General features: G+C 74.8%; 16 protein-coding genes. 6 read left to right on the forward strand and 10 right to left on the reverse strand.

Annotation, left to right across the window (positions count from 1 at the left end; genetic code table 11):
• Positions 1-149: 149 nt before the first annotated feature.
• The 6 genes from BUE43_RS25210 to BUE43_RS25235 all read right to left on the reverse strand — a co-directional run bounded on the left by BUE43_RS25210 (position 150) and on the right by BUE43_RS25235 (position 6366).
• Positions 150-1076 (reverse strand): cation diffusion facilitator family transporter, encoded by a 927-nt coding sequence (locus BUE43_RS25210; RefSeq protein WP_073487738.1) that lies wholly within the window; start codon positions 1074-1076, stop codon positions 150-152.
• A gap of 146 nt (positions 1077-1222) precedes the next feature.
• Positions 1223-2473: a mannose-6-phosphate isomerase, class I gene (manA, locus tag BUE43_RS25215; RefSeq protein ID WP_073487740.1), complete on the reverse strand. Its 1251-nt coding sequence runs from the start codon at positions 2471-2473 to the stop codon at positions 1223-1225.
• A 729-nt stretch (positions 2474-3202) separates the two neighbouring features.
• Complete coding sequence (locus BUE43_RS25220; protein ID WP_073487742.1) at positions 3203-4282, reverse strand: SIS domain-containing protein; 1080 nt, start codon at positions 4280-4282, stop codon at positions 3203-3205.
• 7 nt (positions 4283-4289) lie between these two features.
• Positions 4290-4526, reverse strand: coding sequence for a Trm112 family protein (locus BUE43_RS25225; RefSeq protein ID WP_073488088.1), 237 nt, complete (start codon positions 4524-4526; stop codon positions 4290-4292).
• A gap of 19 nt (positions 4527-4545) precedes the next feature.
• Complete coding sequence (locus BUE43_RS25230; protein WP_073487745.1) at positions 4546-5895, reverse strand: phosphomannomutase/phosphoglucomutase; 1350 nt, start codon at positions 5893-5895, stop codon at positions 4546-4548.
• Between the two features lie 120 nt (positions 5896-6015).
• Positions 6016-6366 carry a DUF3499 domain-containing protein gene (locus BUE43_RS25235; RefSeq protein WP_073487747.1) on the reverse strand — a complete coding sequence of 117 codons (351 nt, stop codon included), beginning with the start codon at positions 6364-6366 and terminating at the stop codon, positions 6016-6018.
• Positions 6367-6457: 91 nt separating this feature from the next.
• Here BUE43_RS25235 and BUE43_RS25240 point away from each other — a divergent pair, with 91 nt between their 5' ends.
• The gene (locus BUE43_RS25240; protein ID WP_083960160.1) at positions 6458-6997 is read left to right on the forward strand and encodes a metallopeptidase family protein; all 540 of its coding nucleotides are present in this window, start codon (positions 6458-6460) and stop codon (positions 6995-6997) included.
• On the opposite strand, the gene BUE43_RS25245 is transcribed toward BUE43_RS25240, so the two are convergent.
• Together BUE43_RS25245 and BUE43_RS25250 are read right to left on the reverse strand one after the other, a co-directional pair.
• Complete coding sequence (locus BUE43_RS25245; RefSeq protein WP_234995910.1) at positions 6958-10434, reverse strand: glycosyltransferase; 3477 nt, start codon at positions 10432-10434, stop codon at positions 6958-6960. The two genes, BUE43_RS25240 and BUE43_RS25245, sit on opposite strands and share 40 nt — an antisense overlap.
• Before the next feature lie 106 nt (positions 10435-10540).
• Positions 10541-10855 (reverse strand): WhiB family transcriptional regulator, encoded by a 315-nt coding sequence (locus BUE43_RS25250; RefSeq protein ID WP_073487751.1) that lies wholly within the window; start codon positions 10853-10855, stop codon positions 10541-10543.
• 175 nt (positions 10856-11030) lie between these two features.
• Here BUE43_RS25250 and BUE43_RS25255 point away from each other — a divergent pair, with 175 nt between their 5' ends.
• Genes BUE43_RS25255 through BUE43_RS25270 form a run of 4 tightly spaced genes read left to right on the forward strand, consistent with a single transcriptional unit; the run spans position 11031 to position 14736 of the window.
• The gene (locus BUE43_RS25255) at positions 11031-11783 is read left to right on the forward strand and encodes a site-2 protease family protein (protein WP_073487753.1); all 753 of its coding nucleotides are present in this window, start codon (positions 11031-11033) and stop codon (positions 11781-11783) included.
• Positions 11784-11832: 49 nt separating this feature from the next.
• Positions 11833-12843, forward strand: coding sequence for a 2-phospho-L-lactate transferase (gene cofD / locus BUE43_RS25260; RefSeq protein WP_073487755.1), 1011 nt, complete (start codon positions 11833-11835; stop codon positions 12841-12843).
• Positions 12836-14191 carry a coenzyme F420-0:L-glutamate ligase gene (locus BUE43_RS25265; protein WP_073487757.1) on the forward strand — a complete coding sequence of 452 codons (1356 nt, stop codon included), beginning with the start codon at positions 12836-12838 and terminating at the stop codon, positions 14189-14191. Before cofD ends, BUE43_RS25265 begins: the two co-directional genes overlap by 8 nt.
• Positions 14188-14736 (forward strand): NUDIX hydrolase, encoded by a 549-nt coding sequence (locus BUE43_RS25270; RefSeq protein WP_073487759.1) that lies wholly within the window; start codon positions 14188-14190, stop codon positions 14734-14736. The genes BUE43_RS25265 and BUE43_RS25270 overlap by 4 nt, the downstream gene beginning before the upstream one ends.
• Here BUE43_RS25270 and BUE43_RS25275 read toward each other — a convergent pair.
• Positions 14721-15581 (reverse strand): DNA-3-methyladenine glycosylase family protein, encoded by an 861-nt coding sequence (locus BUE43_RS25275; protein ID WP_073488092.1) that lies wholly within the window; start codon positions 15579-15581, stop codon positions 14721-14723. The genes BUE43_RS25270 and BUE43_RS25275 overlap by 16 nt on opposite strands.
• 185 nt (positions 15582-15766) lie before the next feature.
• Positions 15767-16870, reverse strand: a complete 1104-nt coding sequence (manB, locus tag BUE43_RS25280) for a mannose-1-phosphate guanylyltransferase (protein ID WP_073487761.1) — start codon at positions 16868-16870, stop codon at positions 15767-15769.
• 111 nt (positions 16871-16981) lie between these two features.
• Between manB and BUE43_RS25285 the strand changes: the two genes are divergently transcribed.
• The gene (locus BUE43_RS25285) at positions 16982-17359 is read left to right on the forward strand and encodes a hypothetical protein (protein ID WP_073487763.1); all 378 of its coding nucleotides are present in this window, start codon (positions 16982-16984) and stop codon (positions 17357-17359) included.
• Positions 17360-17409 lie beyond the last annotated feature (50 nt).

Below are 17409 nucleotides of genomic sequence, written 5' to 3' on the forward strand. Positions count from 1 at the left end.
TGGTCCGGATCACGTACGAACGAGGGAACACCCTAGCCGGCCTGTAGTGATGTTTCGCACCCAGTCCCTGGGAACCGTCCGATTAACGGACACTCCGCCGGCGCAAATCGGGTGAGGTGTCCGATAAACGGACACCTCACCCGGTCGGCTCAGCCGTTCGTCGTGAGCCGATCGCGGTACAGGTCGGGTTCCAGGTAGATGAGCCGCGCCTCCGGAACCCGGGCGCGCACCCGGGTCTCCGCGTCGTCGATCGCCTGGGCCACGTCCTCCACGGACAGCCCCGGCACCATGGCCACCTTCGCCGCGACCAGCAGCTCCTCCGGCCCGAGGTACTGCGTCCGGATGTGGATCACCCGGTCCACCCGGCCCGCCTCCAGGGCGTCGGAGATGACGGAGAGCACGTCCGGCGTGACGCCCTCGCCGATCAGCAGGCTCTTGGTCTCCACGATCAGCGTGATCGCGATCAGGCCCAGCAGGACGCCGATGCACAGCGTGCCGATCCCGTCCCAGACCGGGTCGCCGGTGGCCAGCGTCAGGCCGACGCCACCGAGCGCGAGCACCAGGCCGAACAACGCGCCCGCGTCCTCCAGCAGCACGACCGGCAGTTCGGGCGTCTTGGCCTGCCGGATGAACTGGACCCAGCTCGCCCCACCCTTGAGCTCGCGGGACTCGACGATCGCCGTCCGGAAGCTCCACGCCTCCAACGCGATGGCGACCACCAGGATCACCACGGCGACCACCGGGTTGTGCAGCGGCTCCGGGTGCTCGATCTTGTGGATGCCCTCGTAGACGGCGAACACCGAGCCCAGGGTGAACAACAGCAGGGCGACGACGAAGGAGTAGAAGAACCGCTCCCTGCCGTAGCCGAACGGGTGCGCCGCCGTCGCCGCGCGCCGCGACTTCTTCCGCCCCAGCAGCAACAGTCCCTGGTTCGAGGTGTCCGCCACCGAGTGCACGGCCTCGGCCAGCATCGACGACGACCCGGTGACCGCGAAGCCGACGAACTTGGCGACCGCGATGCCCGCGTTGGCCAGCAACGCGGCGACGATCGCCCGCGCACCGCCTCCTGCAGCCACGACTACTCCTCAGTGTGTCTCGGGGCCTCGCGGCCGCCGTGCCCGGATTGTCGGAGTGACCCTAGAACAGGACCAGCCGTTTCTCCGGTCGATCGGCCGGATGAGCACTGTGGACACAGCTCACAGGACCGGCGGCGGGACGGTCGTCAGGACACCCCCGCCGTGGCGCGGAAGAGCTGGACCCGGCCGCTCGCGGCGAGGTCGACCGGCTGGACGAGCACCGGAGGGTCCCCGGCCGCCACCCACACCGACTGGCCCCTGACCACCTCGATCTCCCGGCCGTCGGCCGTCGTCAGCCGGGCTCGGCCGTGGGCGCACAGCAGGATCTGCGGCCCGGCCGAGTCGATCCACTCGCCCTCGGCGTCGTCGCCCTCGGCGGAGCCGCCCACCGACCAGTCCAAAGTGGACAGATGGAACTCCGGAGCCGGAGTCCGGTACGCGGTCTGGTGTCCCACGACGTCGCCCCGCAGCACCGGCACGTCCCCGCAGCGGAAGTCCAGCACCCGCAACAACTCCGGCACGTCGACGTGCTTCGGCGTCAGCCCGCCCCTGAGCACGTTGTCGGAGTTCGCCATGATTTCCACGCCGGTGCCGTGCAGGTAGGCGTGCAGGTTCCCGGCCGGCAGGTAGATCGCCTCGCCCGGGTGGAGCACGATCCGGTTCAGCAACAGCGCGGCGAGCACCCCGGCGTCGCCCGGGTACGCCTCGGCCAGCTCCAACGCGCTGCGGCACTCGCGGTCGAACGGGCCGTGCTCCTTCAGGTGCGCCACGCAGCCGTCCAGCACCTGCGGCACCAGCTTGTCCAGCGCCGGCTGCGGCAGGGTGATCCAGGTCGTGAACAGGGCGCGCAGCCCGTCGGCGTCCGGCTGGGCCGCGAGCAGCTCGATGTGCGCGCGCAGCGCCGGCACCTCCAGCGACTTCAACAACTCCAGCGTGCGGTGGGCGTCCCGGAACCCGGCCAGCGCGTGGAACTCGGTGAGCGCGCAGATCAGCTCGGGCTTGTGGTTGGGGTCCTTGTAGTTGCGGTTCGGCGCGTCCAGCGGGATGCCGGCCGCCTCCTCCCTGGCGAACCCCTCCGCGGCCTGGGCGGCCGACGGGTGGGCCTGCAGGCTCAACGGCTCCTCGGCGGCCAGCACCTTCATCAGGAACGGCAACCGGTTGCCCCAGCGGTCCGCGCAGTCCGAGCCGAGCTGGCCCTCCGGGTCCTCGGTCAGCCGGTCCAGCAGCGAGACCTCCGAACCGTCCGCGCCGACCAGCAGGGACGGGTCGGCCGGGTGCGCGCCCAGCCACAGCTCCGCCTCGGGATGCGGCGCCGGCACCGGGCGCCCGAGCAGGTCGGCGATCGCGGTACGCGACCCCCACGCGTAGGGGCGCACCGCGTTGCGCAGCAGATCCACGATTGTCGTCTCGCTCCTTAGTCCGGCGGCCGCCACGCCCTGCCGGGCGTCGAGGTCGCTACCTGCCCTCCGGCCACCCGGTGCCTCCGGGCGGCGGGGCCGTGCTGAGCCGGTCGTCGCCGGCCGTCAACGCTCCTGTGGTTCACGGGCACGCCCTCGCGGCGCCGACCGCCGGCCGCGCGACCCGGGATCCTCCGGGCGACATCTCCGCCGGCTCGCCGGGCCGCCGCAGCGCCACGCGCCCCGGGACACCGACCACTCCCCGTCCGCGGGCCCGAAGCCCTCCCGACCAGTCATGGGACGTCCTCCACAAAGCCGTCCTGCGGCACCCACCCGGCCCCGCGCGTCCAGAATGCCGGCCGAGCACGGGACAGGTCCCGCACAAGCCCCCCGGTCCAGCACCGAACGAACGCCCGCGCACCCACCGAACCGCACCCACCCGGCCCTCGCCACGGGACTCCGGAGGGCCATCCGGCTGGACGTGGGGCGCAGCCGCACAACCGCCTCGAACCGGCGCCGGGCGGTCCCCCGAATCCACCGCGGGCACCCACCCGGCCCCGACCGAGGAGGTCCTGAGGCCACCCCAGCCGAACGTGGAGCGGATTCCGCGGAACCGCCCCGTTCCGCGCGGAGAAACCCCACGAAACCCACCCAGCGGTACCCACCGACCCCCCTGCCAAGGAGGACCGGGGGGCACCCCGGCCGGGTGTGGGGCGGGCCCCACACGTTTCAGTCCACAACGGCGCTGAGGACACCGGGGCCGCCCAGCGCGCCCGTCGCGAGTCCCAGGTAGAGCGCGGCGGTGTCGAACCGCGAGGCCAGCACCGCGGCGCACAACGCCTCGTCCCCGGTCACCTCCTCCGGCACGGCGACGACGTCCGCCCCCGGCAGGGTGTCGGCGGCGGCGGCCCTGGCGGCCTCGGCGGCCGCGCCCCGGCGCACGGCGAGCAACAGCACCCTGGGCCGCCCGGCCGGGGTCTCCTCCGGGTCGGCGAACAGGTCCTCGCCCGAGCCGGACCGCACCGCGGAGCGGTGCAGCACCGGCCGGGACATCGCCCGGGGGTAGCCCACGGCGTCCGCCACCACGCCGGCGAACCCGGCCAGGGCGTCCGCCGCGTGGCCGGCCACCGCCGTCGCGACCGGGTCCAGCCCCCACAGCAGCGGGGTCCGCTCGGCCAGCCGGAACGCCAGCGCCTTCGCCGGGTTGACCAACGACTCGTGCGCCACGTAGTTGCGCTCCGCCTCGCGGTCCAGCTCGTCGGCCAGCGCCGCCAGGTCGGTCCGCAGCAGCCCGAGGGCGGTGACCGCCAGCAGCCCGCCCGCGAAGGCCCTGCTGAACGTCAGTCCCGGCGGGGAGGACACCCTGGGGGCCAGCAACACCGCCTGACCAGCGGCGGCCGCCGCCACCGGTCCCTCTCCCGGCGCGGTGAGCAGCACCCGGCAGCCCCGCCGCGCGGCCAGGTCGACCGACTCGGCCAACACCGCGTCGCCGGGGTCGTCGGTGTGCGCCACGACCGCGTCCAACGCGCCGACCCAGCTCGGCGCCGCGTCGGACAGCACCACCGGCACCGGGCAGGACGGCCCGAGCATCGCGGCCAGCAGGCGCGCGGCGGTCGTGCCCGCGCCGGGTCTGGTCAACAGCACGAGGGCCCTCGGCCGCTCACCGCCGAACGCGTCCAGGCCGGCCTCGGCCGCGCTCTCCACGGTGGACCGGACCTGGGCGCCCGCGCTGGCGGCCGCCCTGAGCAGCCCGCCGGTGTCCGCCGCGGCCAGTCGGTCGGGGTCGTCGAGCAGGCTGTCGTCCAGCACGGCTACCTCACCCCACCGCCGGGTCTCCGTCGCCCGTCCCGTCCGGCGCGCCCGCCGGCGGTCGCTCGGCCTCGTCGAGCAGCAGCACCGGGATGCCGTCCCTGACGGGGAAGCGACGCCCGCAGGCGGTGCAGGTCAGGTAGTCCGCCTGCGCGTCCTCCGGGGTCCCCACCCGCAGCGGGGCGTGCTCCGGGCACGGGCAGGCCAGGATCTCCAGCAGCTGGGGGGCCAGTCGCACGGCCACGGTCTCTCCCTCCCGCAGGTCAGCCACGGACGATCGCCAGCACCGCGTCGCGCAGCGCCGCGACCGCCTCGGCGTCCCTGGCCTCGACGTTCAACCGCAGCAGCGGCTCGGTGTTGGACGGGCGCAGGTTGAACCAGGAGCCGTCCGCGAACTCCACGGTCAGGCCGTCCAGGTCGTCCACGGTCACGCCGTCCCTGCCCTCGTGGGCGGCCCGGACCGCCGCCATCCTCGCGGCCTGGTCGTCCACCGTCGAGTTGACCTCGCCGGAGCTGGCATAGCGGTCGAAGACGCTGGTCAGCTCGGACAGCGGGCGCTCCTGCTCGCCCAGCGCGGCCAGCACGTGCAGCGCGGCCAGCATGCCGGTGTCGGCGCGCCAGAAGTCGCGGAAGTAGTAGTGGGCGGAGTGCTCGCCACCGAAGATCGCGCCGGTCTCGGCCATCTTCTCCTTGATGAAGGAGTGGCCGACGCGGGTGCGCACGGGCTTGCCGCCGTGCTCCGCGACGATCTCTGGGACCGCCCTGGAGGTGATCAGGTTGTGGATCACCGTGCCGCCGGGGTCCTTGGCCAGCTCGCGCACGGCGACCAGCGCGGTGACGGCGCTGGGCGAGACCGGGTCGCCGTTCTCGTCCACCACGAAGCAGCGGTCGGCGTCGCCGTCGAAGGCCAGGCCGGCGTCCGCGCCCGTCTCGCGCACCTTCGCCTGCAGGTCGACCAGGTTCTTCGGGTCCAGCGGGTTGGCCTCGTGGTTGGGGAACGTGCCGTCGAGCTCGAAGTACATCGGCACGACGTCCACCGGCAGGCCGGCGAAGACCTCGGGCACCGTGTGGCCGCCCATGCCGTTGCCGGCGTCGACCACGACCTTCAGCGGTCGGATCCCGGACAGGTCCACCAGCGTGCGCAGGTGCGCGGCGTACTCGACGAGCATGTCGCGCTCGGAGACCGAGCCGCGCTGGCCGAGGAACTCCGGCACGCCCTGCTCGACCATCTGCCGGATCTCGGCGAGGCCGCTGTCCTGACCCACCGGAGCCGCGCCCGAGCGGCACAGCTTGATGCCGTTGTACTGGGCGGGGTTGTGGCTGGCGGTGAACATCGCGCCGGGCAGCTCCAGCCGGCCCGAGGCGAAGTAGAGCATGTCGGTGCTGGCCAGGCCGATGCTGACCACGTCGACGCCCTGCGCGGTGACGCCCTCGGCGAACGCGGCCGCCAAGCCGGGCGAGGAGTCGCGCATGTCGTGGCCGACGACCACCGCGGGGCCGCCGACGAGTCGGGCGAACGCGGCGCCGATGTCCCGCACCACGTCCGCGTCGAGCTGGTCCCCCACAACGCCCCTGACGTCGTAGGCCTTGACGATGCCGGACAGGTCGCGCACGCCTTCTCCCGTTGCTCCTCGCTCGTGCTGCCAGCGGCAGCCTACCGACGGGAGCTGATCGCGCGCTGCGCCACCGGTGGGCTCGTCACCTCGTACGACACCGCGGACGAGGTTGCCGCCTCAATCATCGGCCGGGTTGGGCAGCACCCGGAGATGACCCCGTCGACCGGTGCCGCTGGTCGGCTCCGGCGTCTCCACCGGCCGGTCCGCCCGACCGGCCTCCCGCACCGCCTCGGCCAGCGCGGTCAGGTCGTCCACCGAGGGCTGCGGGACGGCGAACTCACCCTCATGCCGCACCACCTCCCAACCGCGGGGGACGGTCAACCGCATCGCGTGCTGCTCGCACAGGTCGTAACTGTGCGGCTCCGCGTACGTGGCGAGTGGACCGACCACGGCTGTGGAGTCGGCGTAGGCGTAGGTGAGCGTCGCAACGGCCGGGTTCGTGCACCCGGTCCGCGAGCACCGCCTCACGCTCCGCACGGTGGCGACGATAGCGCCACCGGGTCCCCGAGCGTGGCAGGCACGCGGGTGACACGCACGGCGTACCCTCTCCGCCGTGGTGATGGCACGCGGTTCGGCCGGCTCCGCGGGACACCCGTACCCGGGCCCCGCGCGACACCCGCACCCGGGCGCGGCGGGGCGACCGCGGCCGGGCGGCGGCCGGCGGCGCCGGGACCGGCGCGGCCGGGGGCTGCGCGGCCCGCTCTACCCCGCGTCCCTGCCGGCGGCCAGGACCAGGGCCGAGCGGTTCGACCAGCTCGTGCTGGAGGCGCTGGAGCCCATCGAGCAGCGCTGGCACACCGAGCTGACCCAGCTCGACGTGGCGGTGGACGACGTCCCCGAGGTGAACGTCACCTCTCCGGAGGACCTCATGTGGGGCAGCGACGTCGTCGAGGACGGCAACGTGCCCCTGGCCCGGCTGGTGCCGGCCGGCGTGGACGGGCGCGGGCTGCCCACCCGGGCGCGCATCGTGCTCTACCGCCGGCCGCTGGAGGCGCGCGCCAGGGACGGCAACGACCTGGCCGACCTCGTGCACGACGTGCTCGTCGAGCAGGTCGCCACCTACCTCGGGCTGGACCCCGACGTCGTCGAGGGCGAGTAGGCCGCCGACCGCCCGGCGGCGTCGTCCCGGCCCCGACGCGTCGGGATGGCCGTGACCACGCCGAACAGGGCGACCGCGAGCTGGGCGAGCAGCAGGAACGGGCGGGCCCCGCCCGGAGGGGACAACCGGACCTCGGCCGACCGGGCGGGCACCGGCACCGCCACCTGGTGCCCCCACGCGGTCGCCAGCGGGACCGGGACACCGTCGACCGTCGCCCGCCACCCCGGCTCCCGCTCCGCCGCGAGGACCAGCAGCCGGCCGTCCGCGCCCTCCGACACCCGCACGCCGAGGGCGGGCGGAACCGCGGCGACGGGCGCGACGCCCGGGTCGTCCGGCTCCGCGGGCGGCAACCCACCCGTGCGAGCCCGGATCGCCTGCTCGGGTGAGAGCACCGCCGCCGGGGCGTTGGGCAGCAGCAGCCGGAGCACCGGCCGCCCGTCCGTGGTCGGCGGCGCGTCGGTCACCCGCTCCCCGGCGAGGGCCCGCACCCGGTCCGCCGGCTCCCGCTCGGGCAGGACCACGAACCGCACCCCGGCCGCGGCCAGCTCGGCGACGCCGGCGCGCACCTCGTCCTCGTCGCCGTGGAGCAGGTGGTCCGCCCAGCGCTCCAGCCGCCCGGGGACGGCAGGGAGCGGGGCGAGGTCGTCGTCCCCGAAGGCGGGGAGGCGGCCCGCGCTGAGCCCGGTCCGCTCGTCACCGACCGTCAGTACTCCACACCCGCTTCGGGTGACCTCTTGCGCGACCGGGCCCGCCAGGGCGGGACGTCCATCCATCCGGAGCGGACCGCCCCGTCCGGCGAGCAGGACGCCGGCGGCCAACGCCAGCAGCACCGCGCCCCCGACGACCACCGCGGTCTTCGGCGAGAGCGCGGGCACCCATTTCGCGGTCGGTGTCACACCCTCCTGGCAGACCGCGAGCGCGGCCCACAGCAAGCCACAACCGAGCACCAACAGGGGAACACCCGCCCATCCCGGCTGGGCGGGACCTCCCGCCACCGGGACGGCGGACACCGTCCGCACGACCACGAGCGCCAGGGTCGCCAGACCCGCGACGGCGAGCCCCGGAAGCGCCGCCCGGCAGGGACGGGCCGCCACCAGCGCCAGCGCTCCGAGGAGGACGAGCGCGCCCGCCCAGGAAGCGCCACCAGCACCACCGGGGTGGAGCGCGACCAGCGCCGTCACGGGAGCCGGCTCCTCCGGGACGACCGCGCCCACGCCGTGCAGCACCACCGCGGGGTACCGCACCACCTGCGCCGGCCAGGGCAACAACAACGCCACCGGCGCGAGCACCACGGCGAACAGGGCCGCACAGCGGCGCCGGCCGTCGCCCCGTCGTCCTGGCAGCGCGACGAACCCCACCAACGCCACCACCAACACGAGGAGGTGGGTCAGCGGCGAGAACGCCCCGATCGCGCCGAGCGCCAACGCGGTCCCGGCCGCCACGGGCAGCCAGGCCGCCGAACCCTCCGCGCGGCGCGGGGGGCGCACGCTCGAGACCACGCCGGCCAACACCGGTGGGAGCAACAGGTGCACGACCACCGCGTCGAGCCGTCCCTCGATGACGCCCACCGTCGCCGCCGGCGCCAGCGCGTACACCGCCGCGAGCGCGGCGCGGACGGGTCGCCGGACCCGAGCCCGGCGCGACGCGACGTAGGCGGCGAGCCCGGCCAGCGGCATCTCGCACAGGAGGAGGACGGCGATCGCGGCGGGCGGCCCGCCGAACACCCCGAGCAGGCCGACGAAAGCGAGCGCTGGTGGCGCGGGCGCGGCGGTGCCGCCCGCGACGGGGTGCCACGGGGCCAGGTAGGCACGCCAGGTCCCGGCGAGGTCCGCGAGCGGCAGGAGTCGTCCGCCCGCGGGGTCCAGGCCGAGGCGCCCGGCGTGCGTGGCGAACGCGAGCACCGCGAGCGCCACGACCAGGAGCACGGGCGGGGCGAGCAGGAACTCCCGCGCCAGTCGGCCGGCCCGAACGTCGACCACCACGAGTTCGGGGGAGGGCGACGGGGGACGGCCGTCCCGTGGCACGGGTGAAGGTCGTTGCGCCGCACCGGAATCCCCGTCGTCCCGCGCGTTCCCGACCGGGACCACCACGGTCCTCGCGGGGCGGCGCATCCCTCCGGCGACCGGCCGTCGGGTCCTGCCCAGCGCGCCGGCCGGCAACGCCTCCGGTCCCACCGGTGTGCGCTGCCGCAGGAGCTCCGGCGGTGTCCACACGGCGAGCCGTCCCGCCTCCGCCGGTAACCGCCCGAGCGCGACGTCCGCCTGCACGCGCCGTCGGACCATGTGGGTCACCGCGCGGTGGAAGGCGTTGCGGAGCCGGGTGATCCGTCCCGTCAGCAGGCCGCGCACATCCCCCTGGTCGGAGCCCCGCGAGGGCCCCCGACTTCGGCGTGCGGTCCGCAGGTTCGCGGCCCCGCCGAGGAGGTGCGCGACCGCGACCAGTTCCGCCCGCGCGCGGCCGAACCGCCGCGTCACGGCGAAACCCAGTGCCCGCAACAAGGTGAAGACGGTCAGCCGGGGAACGCCGACCAGGAATGACATGAGGGAACAACGCGTGAGGAACGTTCGGATCCCGTGAGCGCGATCCGCGCTCCAGGGGCGGCCCCCGCGTGCGGGGCGAAGCCGTGACGGCAGTGCGTCGAGCGCGCGTTCACCCCGGAAACCCGCGCGGGCGTGGCGAATCCGCGCGGCCGGGACGCACAGCACCACGTGCCCCGCCGAGTTGGCCCGCCACCCGAAGTCGACGTCGTCCCACAACATCGGCAGAGCCGGGTCGAAGCCGCCCAGGTCGGTCCAGACGTCGCGGCGGACCAGCATCCCGGCCGACCCGACGGCGAGCACCTCCGTGCTCTGCTCGAAATGCCCGCCCAGGACGGGAAATCCGACGTCTCCCCCGTCGGCTCCCGCCCACAGCCGGGCCCAGTCCGGCTCCGCCGGGCCGATCCCGGTCTGCCGGTGGCCCGCCGCGTCGGCGGACAGCCCGGCCTCGACCACCAGCCGCGGATCGGCCCAGTCGAGCCCGAGCGGGCCGAGCACGGCCGCCGACGGCGCGGCGTCGGCGGCGGCGAGCAGGGCGACCAACGCGTCCGGTTCCGGAGCGCAGTCGTCGTGCAGCAACCAGATCCACCGGCCGGGGTCACCCCACCGCTCGACCGCGTGATCCACCGCGTGCCGCACGGCGGCGCCGAAACCGGTGTCCCGCGCCAGGGTCAGCACACCGTCGACCAGACGGTCGCCGGGCCCGCCCTCGGCCGCCTCGGCGAGCAGACGCGGTCCGCCGTCCCGGGAACCCGTGTCCACCACCAGCAGGTGGCGGGGGCGAACTGTCAGGCGCCGCAACGCCAACAAGGCGGTGGGCAGCCACGGTTCCCCGTCGTGGCACACCAACACCGCCAACACCGGCGCGGTCCGCAGCAGGGGCGGGGTTCGTCTCGACACCAACCTCTCCCCGTCGCCTCGGTCAGCCAGCTCGGGGGTCTCCCCTACCCCGTGTGGCTGCCCACGGTACGACTTCGGGAGGAAGCCGGGACGTGGCCCCGCTCACTCACACCGCGCGTCGCTTGAGCTTCCGCCGCTCCCGCTCGGACAGACCGCCCCAGATCCCAAAGCGCTCGTCGTGCGCCAGTGCGTACTCCAGGCACTCGGCACGGACCTCGCACCCCGCGCAGATCCGCTTCGCCTCCCTGGTCGATCCGCCCTTCTCCGGGAAGAACGCCTCCGGGTCGGTCTGCGCGCACAGAGCGCGTTCCTGCCAGTCCTGTTCCTCTGCCGCGCCGAACAGTTCAGCCAGCACGTCCACGCTGGCCGGTTCGGCGCCCCCCCGCTCCGTCACCAGGCTCCCTAGGATCCACTGCTGCATGTCGTCCGCCTCCTCGCCTTCCGCACTCCCCGGTTGGCGGACTCGCCGTCCCTACAGCGAATGACACCGATGTGATTACACCTGTGTCACAGCAACGACGCAAGCGGGGAACACCCGTCCGGGGAAGACTCCGAACGGAGTAGGTGGAGCTCCGCTAGCTGGGCAGACTGGACCAGTGACGCGTTCTCACGTCCGACCGAGCCCCCTGTTCCTCGGCATCCTCGCCGCCACCGCGGCGGGGGGTGTCCTGTCCACTCTCGCCACCCCGACCGCGCGGACCGCCGGCATCGTCGTCCTGGTCCTCGGCGGGTGGGCGGTCTCGCTGTGCCTGCATGAGTTCGGGCACGCGTTCGTCGCCTACCGCGGCGGCGACCACGCCGTGCGCGCGAAGGGCTACCTCACCCTCGACCCCCGCCACTACACCGATCCCGTCCTGAGCCTGCTGATCCCGTTGCTGCTCCTGGTGGTCGGCGGCGTTCCGCTGCCCGGCGGCGCCGTCTGGATCAACCACCACGCGCTGCGCTCGCGGGGCGTGGAGTCCCTGGTGTCGCTGGCCGGACCGCTGGCGAACCTCGTCGTGGGCGGGCTGCTCACCGCGGTGGTCGCCGCGGTGGACCTGCCGACCGGGTTGTGGTGGGGGCTGTCCTACCTGGCGCTGCTGCAGATCGCGGCGTTCGTCCTGAACATCCTCCCGGTGCCCGGACTGGACGGTTTCGGCGTCCTGGAGCCCTACCTCTCCTACGGGGCGCGCGAGTTCGCGGCGAAGGTCCGCCCGTGGGCGCCGCTGGCGCTGTTCGCGGCGCTGTTCGCCGTCCCCGAGCTCAACGCCCTCTTCTGGGATCTGGTGTTCACCGTGTTCGACACCGTGGGCGGCGACTTCCGCGGCGCGGCGAACGGCATGCGCGAGTTCATGTTCTGGCGGCGGTGACCCGTCCGGTCCCGGATCGGGCCGCTCCGCCGCGTGCGAGGATCGCGCCGTGAAGGTGGTTGTGCTGGTTGGGGGCGTGGGCGGCGCGCGTTTCCTCATGGGCGTGAAGGCCGCGTTGGGCATGCCCGCTGTGGGAACAGCGGAAACGGCGGGCGGGCCCGGGGACGGTCCGGCGCACGAGGTCGTGGCGGTGGTCAACACCGGCGACGACGTGTGGATGCACGGGTTGCGGATCTGCCCCGACCTGGACACCTGCATGTACACCCTCGGCGGTGGCATCGACACCGAGCGGGGCTGGGGCCGGGCGGGCGAGTCCTGGACGGTCAAGGAGGAGCTGGCCGCCTACGGCGCCGACCCGACCTGGTTCGGGCTCGGCGACCGGGACATCGCCACCCACCTGGTCCGCTCCCGGATGCTGCGGGCCGGCTACCCGCTCTCGGCGGTGACCGAGGCGTTGTGCGACCGGTGGAAGCCCGGGGTGCGGCTGCTGCCGATGACCGACGAGCGCGCGGAGACGCACGTCGTGGTCGACGACCCGGACAGCGGGGAGCAGCGGGCGATCCACTTCCAGGAGTGGTGGGTGCGCCACCGCGCCGGGCTGCGCGCGCACGCGTTCGTGCCCGTGGGCACGGACGAGGCCGAGCCGGCGCCCGGCGTGGTGGAGGCCATCGCGTCGGCGGACGCGGTGCTGCTCGCGCCGTCCAACCCCGTGGTGAGCGTCGGCACCGTCCTGGCCGTGCCGGGAATCCGCCGGGCGCTGCTGGAGGGCCCGGCGAAGATCGTCGGGCTGTCGCCGATCGTGGGCGACCGGCCGCTGCGGGGAATGGCCGACGCCTGCCTGGACGCGATCGGCGTGGCCACGACGGCCGAGGCCGTGGGCCGGCACTACGGAGCCAGGGGCCAGGGCGGGATTCTGGACGGCTGGCTGGTGCACGAGGGCGACCGGGCCGAGGTGCCGGGGGTGACCGTGCGCGCGGTTCCCCTGCTGATGTCCGATGTGGACGCGACCGCCGAGATGGCGCGGGACGCGTTGCGGCTGGCGGGGGTGTGGCATGACTGAGCGGGTGCCCGGCGACCACGCGGCCGACCGGATCGAGCTGCTGCCGGTCCTCGGCCTGCCCGAGTTCCGGCCGGGCGACGACCTCACGGCGGCGATCGCCGAGGCCGCGCCCTGGCTGGCCGACGGCGACGTCCTCGTCGTCACCAGCAAGGTCCTGTCCAAGGTGGAGGGACGGCTGGTCCCGTCTCCCGACGACCCCGAGGAGCGCGACGCGCTGCGCCGGCGGCTGGTCGAGCAGGAGGCGGTGCGGGTGATCGCCCGCTTCCGGCGCACCCTCATCACGGAGAACCGGCTGGGCATCGTGCAGGCCGCCTCCGGGATCGACTCGTCCAACGTCTTCGGCAACGAGCTCGCCCTGCTGCCCGAGGACCCGGACGGCTCGGCCGCCCGGTTGCGGGCCGGGCTGCGGGAGCGGCTCGGCGTCGAGGTCGCCGTCGTCGTCACCGACACGATGGGCCGCGTGTGGCGGGTGGGCCAGACCGACATGGCGATCGGCTCGTCGGGGCTGTCCGTGCTGCACCGCTACGCCGGCCGGGTCGACGCGCAGGGCAACGAGCTGGCGGTGACCAGCGTCGCGGTGGCCGACGAGGTGGCCGCCGCCGCCGACCTGGTCAAGGGCAAGCTGGGCGGGGTCCCGGTCGCCGTGCTGCGCGGTCTGTCCTATGTGGACGACGGCTCCACGGTGCGCGACCTGCTGCGGCCGGTCGAGGAGGACATGTTCCGCCTCGGCACGCGGGAGGCGATCGCCCAGGGCCGCCGCGAGGCGGTGCTGGTGCGCCGTTCCGTGCGCTCCTTCGCCGACGAGCCCGTCGACGAGGACGCGCTGCGGCGCGCGGTCGGCGCGGCGCTCACCGCTCCCGCGCCGCACCACACCCGGCCGGTGCGGTTCGTCTGGCTCCGCGACCGTCCACTGAGGACGAAGCTGCTGGAGGCGATGCGCGCGGCGTGGCGGTCCGACCTGGAGCGCGACGGGCTGCCCCCGGAGCGGGTCGAGCGGCGCGTGCGGCGGGGCGACCTGCTGTTCGCCGCGCCCGAGCTGGTGCTGCCCTTCCTCGTCCGCGAGGGGGCGCACGACTACCCCGACCCGCGGCGGGCCGCCGCCGAGCGGACGATGTTCACCATCGCGGGCGGCGCCGCCGTGCAGGGCCTGCTGGTCGCGCTCGCGGCCGAGCAGCTGGCCTCCTGCTGGGTCTCCTCGACCCTCTTCTGCGCGGACGTGGTGCGGTCGGTGCTCGACCTGCCCCCGACGTGGGAGCCGCTGGGCTCGGTCGCGGTGGGCCACCCGGCCGACAACCCGCTGGAGCCGCGCCCGCCGCGGGAGCTGACCGAAGGACTGGTGGAACTGTGACGAACGCGCTGCACGCCGACGCGGTGCGCACCCTCACCGGGTGGCGGACGGGCGACAGCGGCCAGGAAGCGCTCCGGCACGGGTTCCTCGCCTTCCTCGCCGCGCGGGAGGACGGCTGCCTGCGGTCCTGCGCGCCCGGGCACCTGACCGCATCGGCGCTCGTGGTGGACGCCGACGCCGAGAACGTGCTGCTGACCCTGCACCCCCGGGTGGGGCGGTGGCTCCAGCTCGGCGGGCACTGCGAGCCGGAGGACGACTCGCTGGTCGGCGCCGCGCTGCGCGAGGCCACCGAGGAGTCCGGCATCGCCGGGCTGGAGATCGACCCGACGCCGCTCCAGCTCGACGTGCACCCGATCACCTGCTCGCTCGGCGTGCCCACCCGGCACCTGGACGTGCGGTTCCTGGTGCGGGCGCCGTTCGGCGCGGCGGCGGTGCGCAGCGACGAGTCGCTCGACCTCCAGTGGTGGCCCGTCGACCAGCTTCCGTCCAATGTGGACACCGTGCCGGAGCTCGTCCGGCTCGCGCTGGCTCAGATCGCGCGGTAGTCGCGGGCGCCGAACCGGGGTCCGCGGCGCTCGCGGCGGACCCCGGACGCCTCGACGTAGCGGACGGCGCGCTGCCGCTGCGGCGCGTAGGGCGCGAGCACCGCCAACATCCCGTCGTCGTCGAGGGGCCGCCCGAGCAACGCGTGCCCCACCACGCTCGGGACGTGGTAGTCGCCGACGCTCACCGCATCCGCGTCGCCCCAGGCCCGCTGGGCGACCTCCGCCGCGGTCCACACCCCGACGCCCGGCACGAGCCGCAGGAGCCGCCGCCCCTCCTCACCCCGCAGCAGCACCGCGCGTTCGAGCCGGTTCGCCACGCCCGCGACGGCGATCAGCGTGCGGCGGCGCGCCCCGTCGACCCCCGCGCGGTGCCACTCCCAGTCCGTGACGGCCCGCAACGCCTGTGCCGTCGGCGGGACGCGGGTGCCCTCCGGCGCCGGCCCGGGCGCGGGAGTCCCGAACCAGCGGCACAGCTCCCGCCACGACCGCCACGCCTCCCGCAGGGTGACCTTCTGCTCCAGCACGGCGGCCACGAGCACGTCCCACACCCGACCGGTCGCTCCGAGCCGCAGCCCCGGATTCCGCCGGCGCGTCTCGGCCACCAGCGGGTGGTGCGCCTCGAAACCGCTGTCGTCGTCGTGCGCGCCGAGCAACGCGGGAACCCCGTCGAGTGCCCACGCCGCGCCCGGCCCCCACGCCGTGGCGTCGACCGCGTCAGCCGCGCGCCGCACCAGGAGGGTCGCCGGCCCGGCGGGCGTCGTCATCGCCCGCCACACGCCTCCGCCGCCGTCCACCCGGAACGCGGGGTCGCCCGAGCCCTTCCGCAACGGGCCCAACACCGCCATCAGGTCCAGCGGGAACTCCGGCCGCCACAACCGGCTCGCCGGCCGCTCGCCCACGACCCCGACAACGCTGACCACCCGCGAAGTCTAGGACCGCCGCGCACCGCCCCCGCACCGCGCTCCACCGCGCTGAGCTCGATCAACGTGCCCGTCGCGGTCCCCGAGCCGGTGCGGGCGGACCCGGCGGGTCAGGCGTCGGTGGAGAAGCGCACGGCGCCGTCGGGCAGGGAGACGCCCGGCCAGACGCGGGCGCCGTCGAGCAGCTCGCAGCGCGCGCCGATGACCGCGTCGTCGCCGATCACGACGTCCCGCAGGACCGCGCCATCGCCGATCCGCGCGTTGGCGCCGACGACACAGCGCTCCACGACCGCGCCGGCGCCCACGACCGCGCCGTCGAACAGGACCGAGCCGTCGATCCGGGCGCCGGAGCCGACCATGCAGCCCGCGCCGACGGTGGAGCCGCCGACCAGCGCGGCGTCATCCCGCACCAGAGCGCCGTCCAGCACGATCGCGCCGCCCGGCTCGCCGGGGAGCGCGGCCGAGGGCGCAATGCCGCGCACCAGGTCCGCGCTGCCCTGCACGAACGCGGCCGGCGTTCCGAGGTCCAGCCAGTAGGAGGCGTCCACGTGCCCCTGCAGGCGCGCGCCGGCGGCCAGCAGGCCGGGGAAGGTCTCCCGCTCCACCGACACCGGGCGCCCGGCGGGGATCTCTTCGATCACCTCGCGGCGGAACACGTAGCAGCCGGCGTTGATCTGGTCGGTCGGCGGGTTCTCGGTCTTCTCCAGGAAGGCCGTCACCCTGCCCTCGGCGTCCGTGGGCACGCAGCCGAACCGGCGGGGGTCGGTCACCTTCACCAGGTGCAGCGTGACGTCCGCGTTGACCTCGCGGTGCGTGCCGACCACGGCGGGCAGGTCCACGCCGGAGAGGATGTCGCCGTTGAACACCATCACGTCGTCGGCGCGCAGGCGGTCGGCGACGTTGCGGATGGCGCCCGCGGTGTCCAGCGGCTCGCTCTCGACCACGTACTCCAGGTCCAACCCCAACGCGGCCCCGTCACCGAAGTGCTCCTCGAACACCGACGCCTTGTACGAGGTGCCGAGCACCACGTGCGTGATGCCGGCGGCGCGGATGCGGGAGAGCAGGTGGGTGAGGAAGGGCACGCCCGCGGTCGGCAGCATCGGCTTGGGCGCGGACAGCGTGAGCGGGCGCAGCCGGGTGCCCTTGCCACCGACCAACACGACCGCGTCCACCCCCCGCAGCGGTTCCGGCGACGGACGCTGGGTGGCCGACATGCCGTTGACTCCTCCTCATTCCTACGGGACCCCGTTAGGGGGAATACTCTGGCAGAGCAATCTCAGCACGCGGGCGTCGGACCCGCCGCAATACACCTGGAGAGGTCAGCGATGGACCCTCGCGAGCGTGCCGACGAACTCCTGGCGAGGGCCAGGGCCCGTGGTGGCTTCGTCGTCACGCCGGACTCCGCCACCTCGCCGATGGACGCGGCGAACACCATCCAGATTCCGCGCATCGTGGTCGACTCGGTCGATCCGCGCAACGCGGGCGACCTGGAGTCAACGCTCATCCTCCCGCCGACACCGTCGCCGGCCCGTCCCCCGGCGCCCGGAGCCGGCGGCCAGAACCCGGCGCTGCCGCCACCGCCCGGCCAGTCCGGCCACCTCGCGCCCCCACCCGGCCAACCCGGCGGGTTCGGGCCGCAGGGCTCGCAGGCGGCCCCGAAGCCGTACACACCCCCGCAGCGTCGGCCGCAGGGCGGTCGCTGAACTCCCCCCTCGCATCGCTCCCCGGGCATGATGACGTGACCCGGGGACCT

The sequence above is a fragment of the Streptoalloteichus hindustanus genome, from assembly GCF_900129375.1.
In the GTDB taxonomy this organism is placed as follows: Bacteria; Actinomycetota; Actinomycetes; order Mycobacteriales; family Pseudonocardiaceae; genus Streptoalloteichus; species Streptoalloteichus hindustanus.

Coding starts and splice junctions, on each gene's coding strand:
- BUE43_RS25240 (WP_083960160.1), top strand. CDS start 6,458: ATGGCACGCGGTTCGGCCGGCTCCGCGGGACACCCGTACCCGGGCCCC.
- BUE43_RS25250 (WP_073487751.1), bottom strand. CDS start 10,855: ATGCAGCAGTGGATCCTAGGGAGCCTGGTGACGGAGCGGGGGGGCGCC.
- BUE43_RS25265 (WP_073487757.1), top strand. CDS start 12,836: ATGACTGAGCGGGTGCCCGGCGACCACGCGGCCGACCGGATCGAGCTG.
- BUE43_RS25275 (WP_073488092.1), bottom strand. CDS start 15,581: ATGGCGGTGTTGGGCCCGTTGCGGAAGGGCTCGGGCGACCCCGCGTTC.
- manB (WP_073487761.1), bottom strand. CDS start 16,870: ATGTCGGCCACCCAGCGTCCGTCGCCGGAACCGCTGCGGGGGGTGGAC.
- BUE43_RS25285 (WP_073487763.1), top strand. CDS start 16,982: ATGGACCCTCGCGAGCGTGCCGACGAACTCCTGGCGAGGGCCAGGGCC.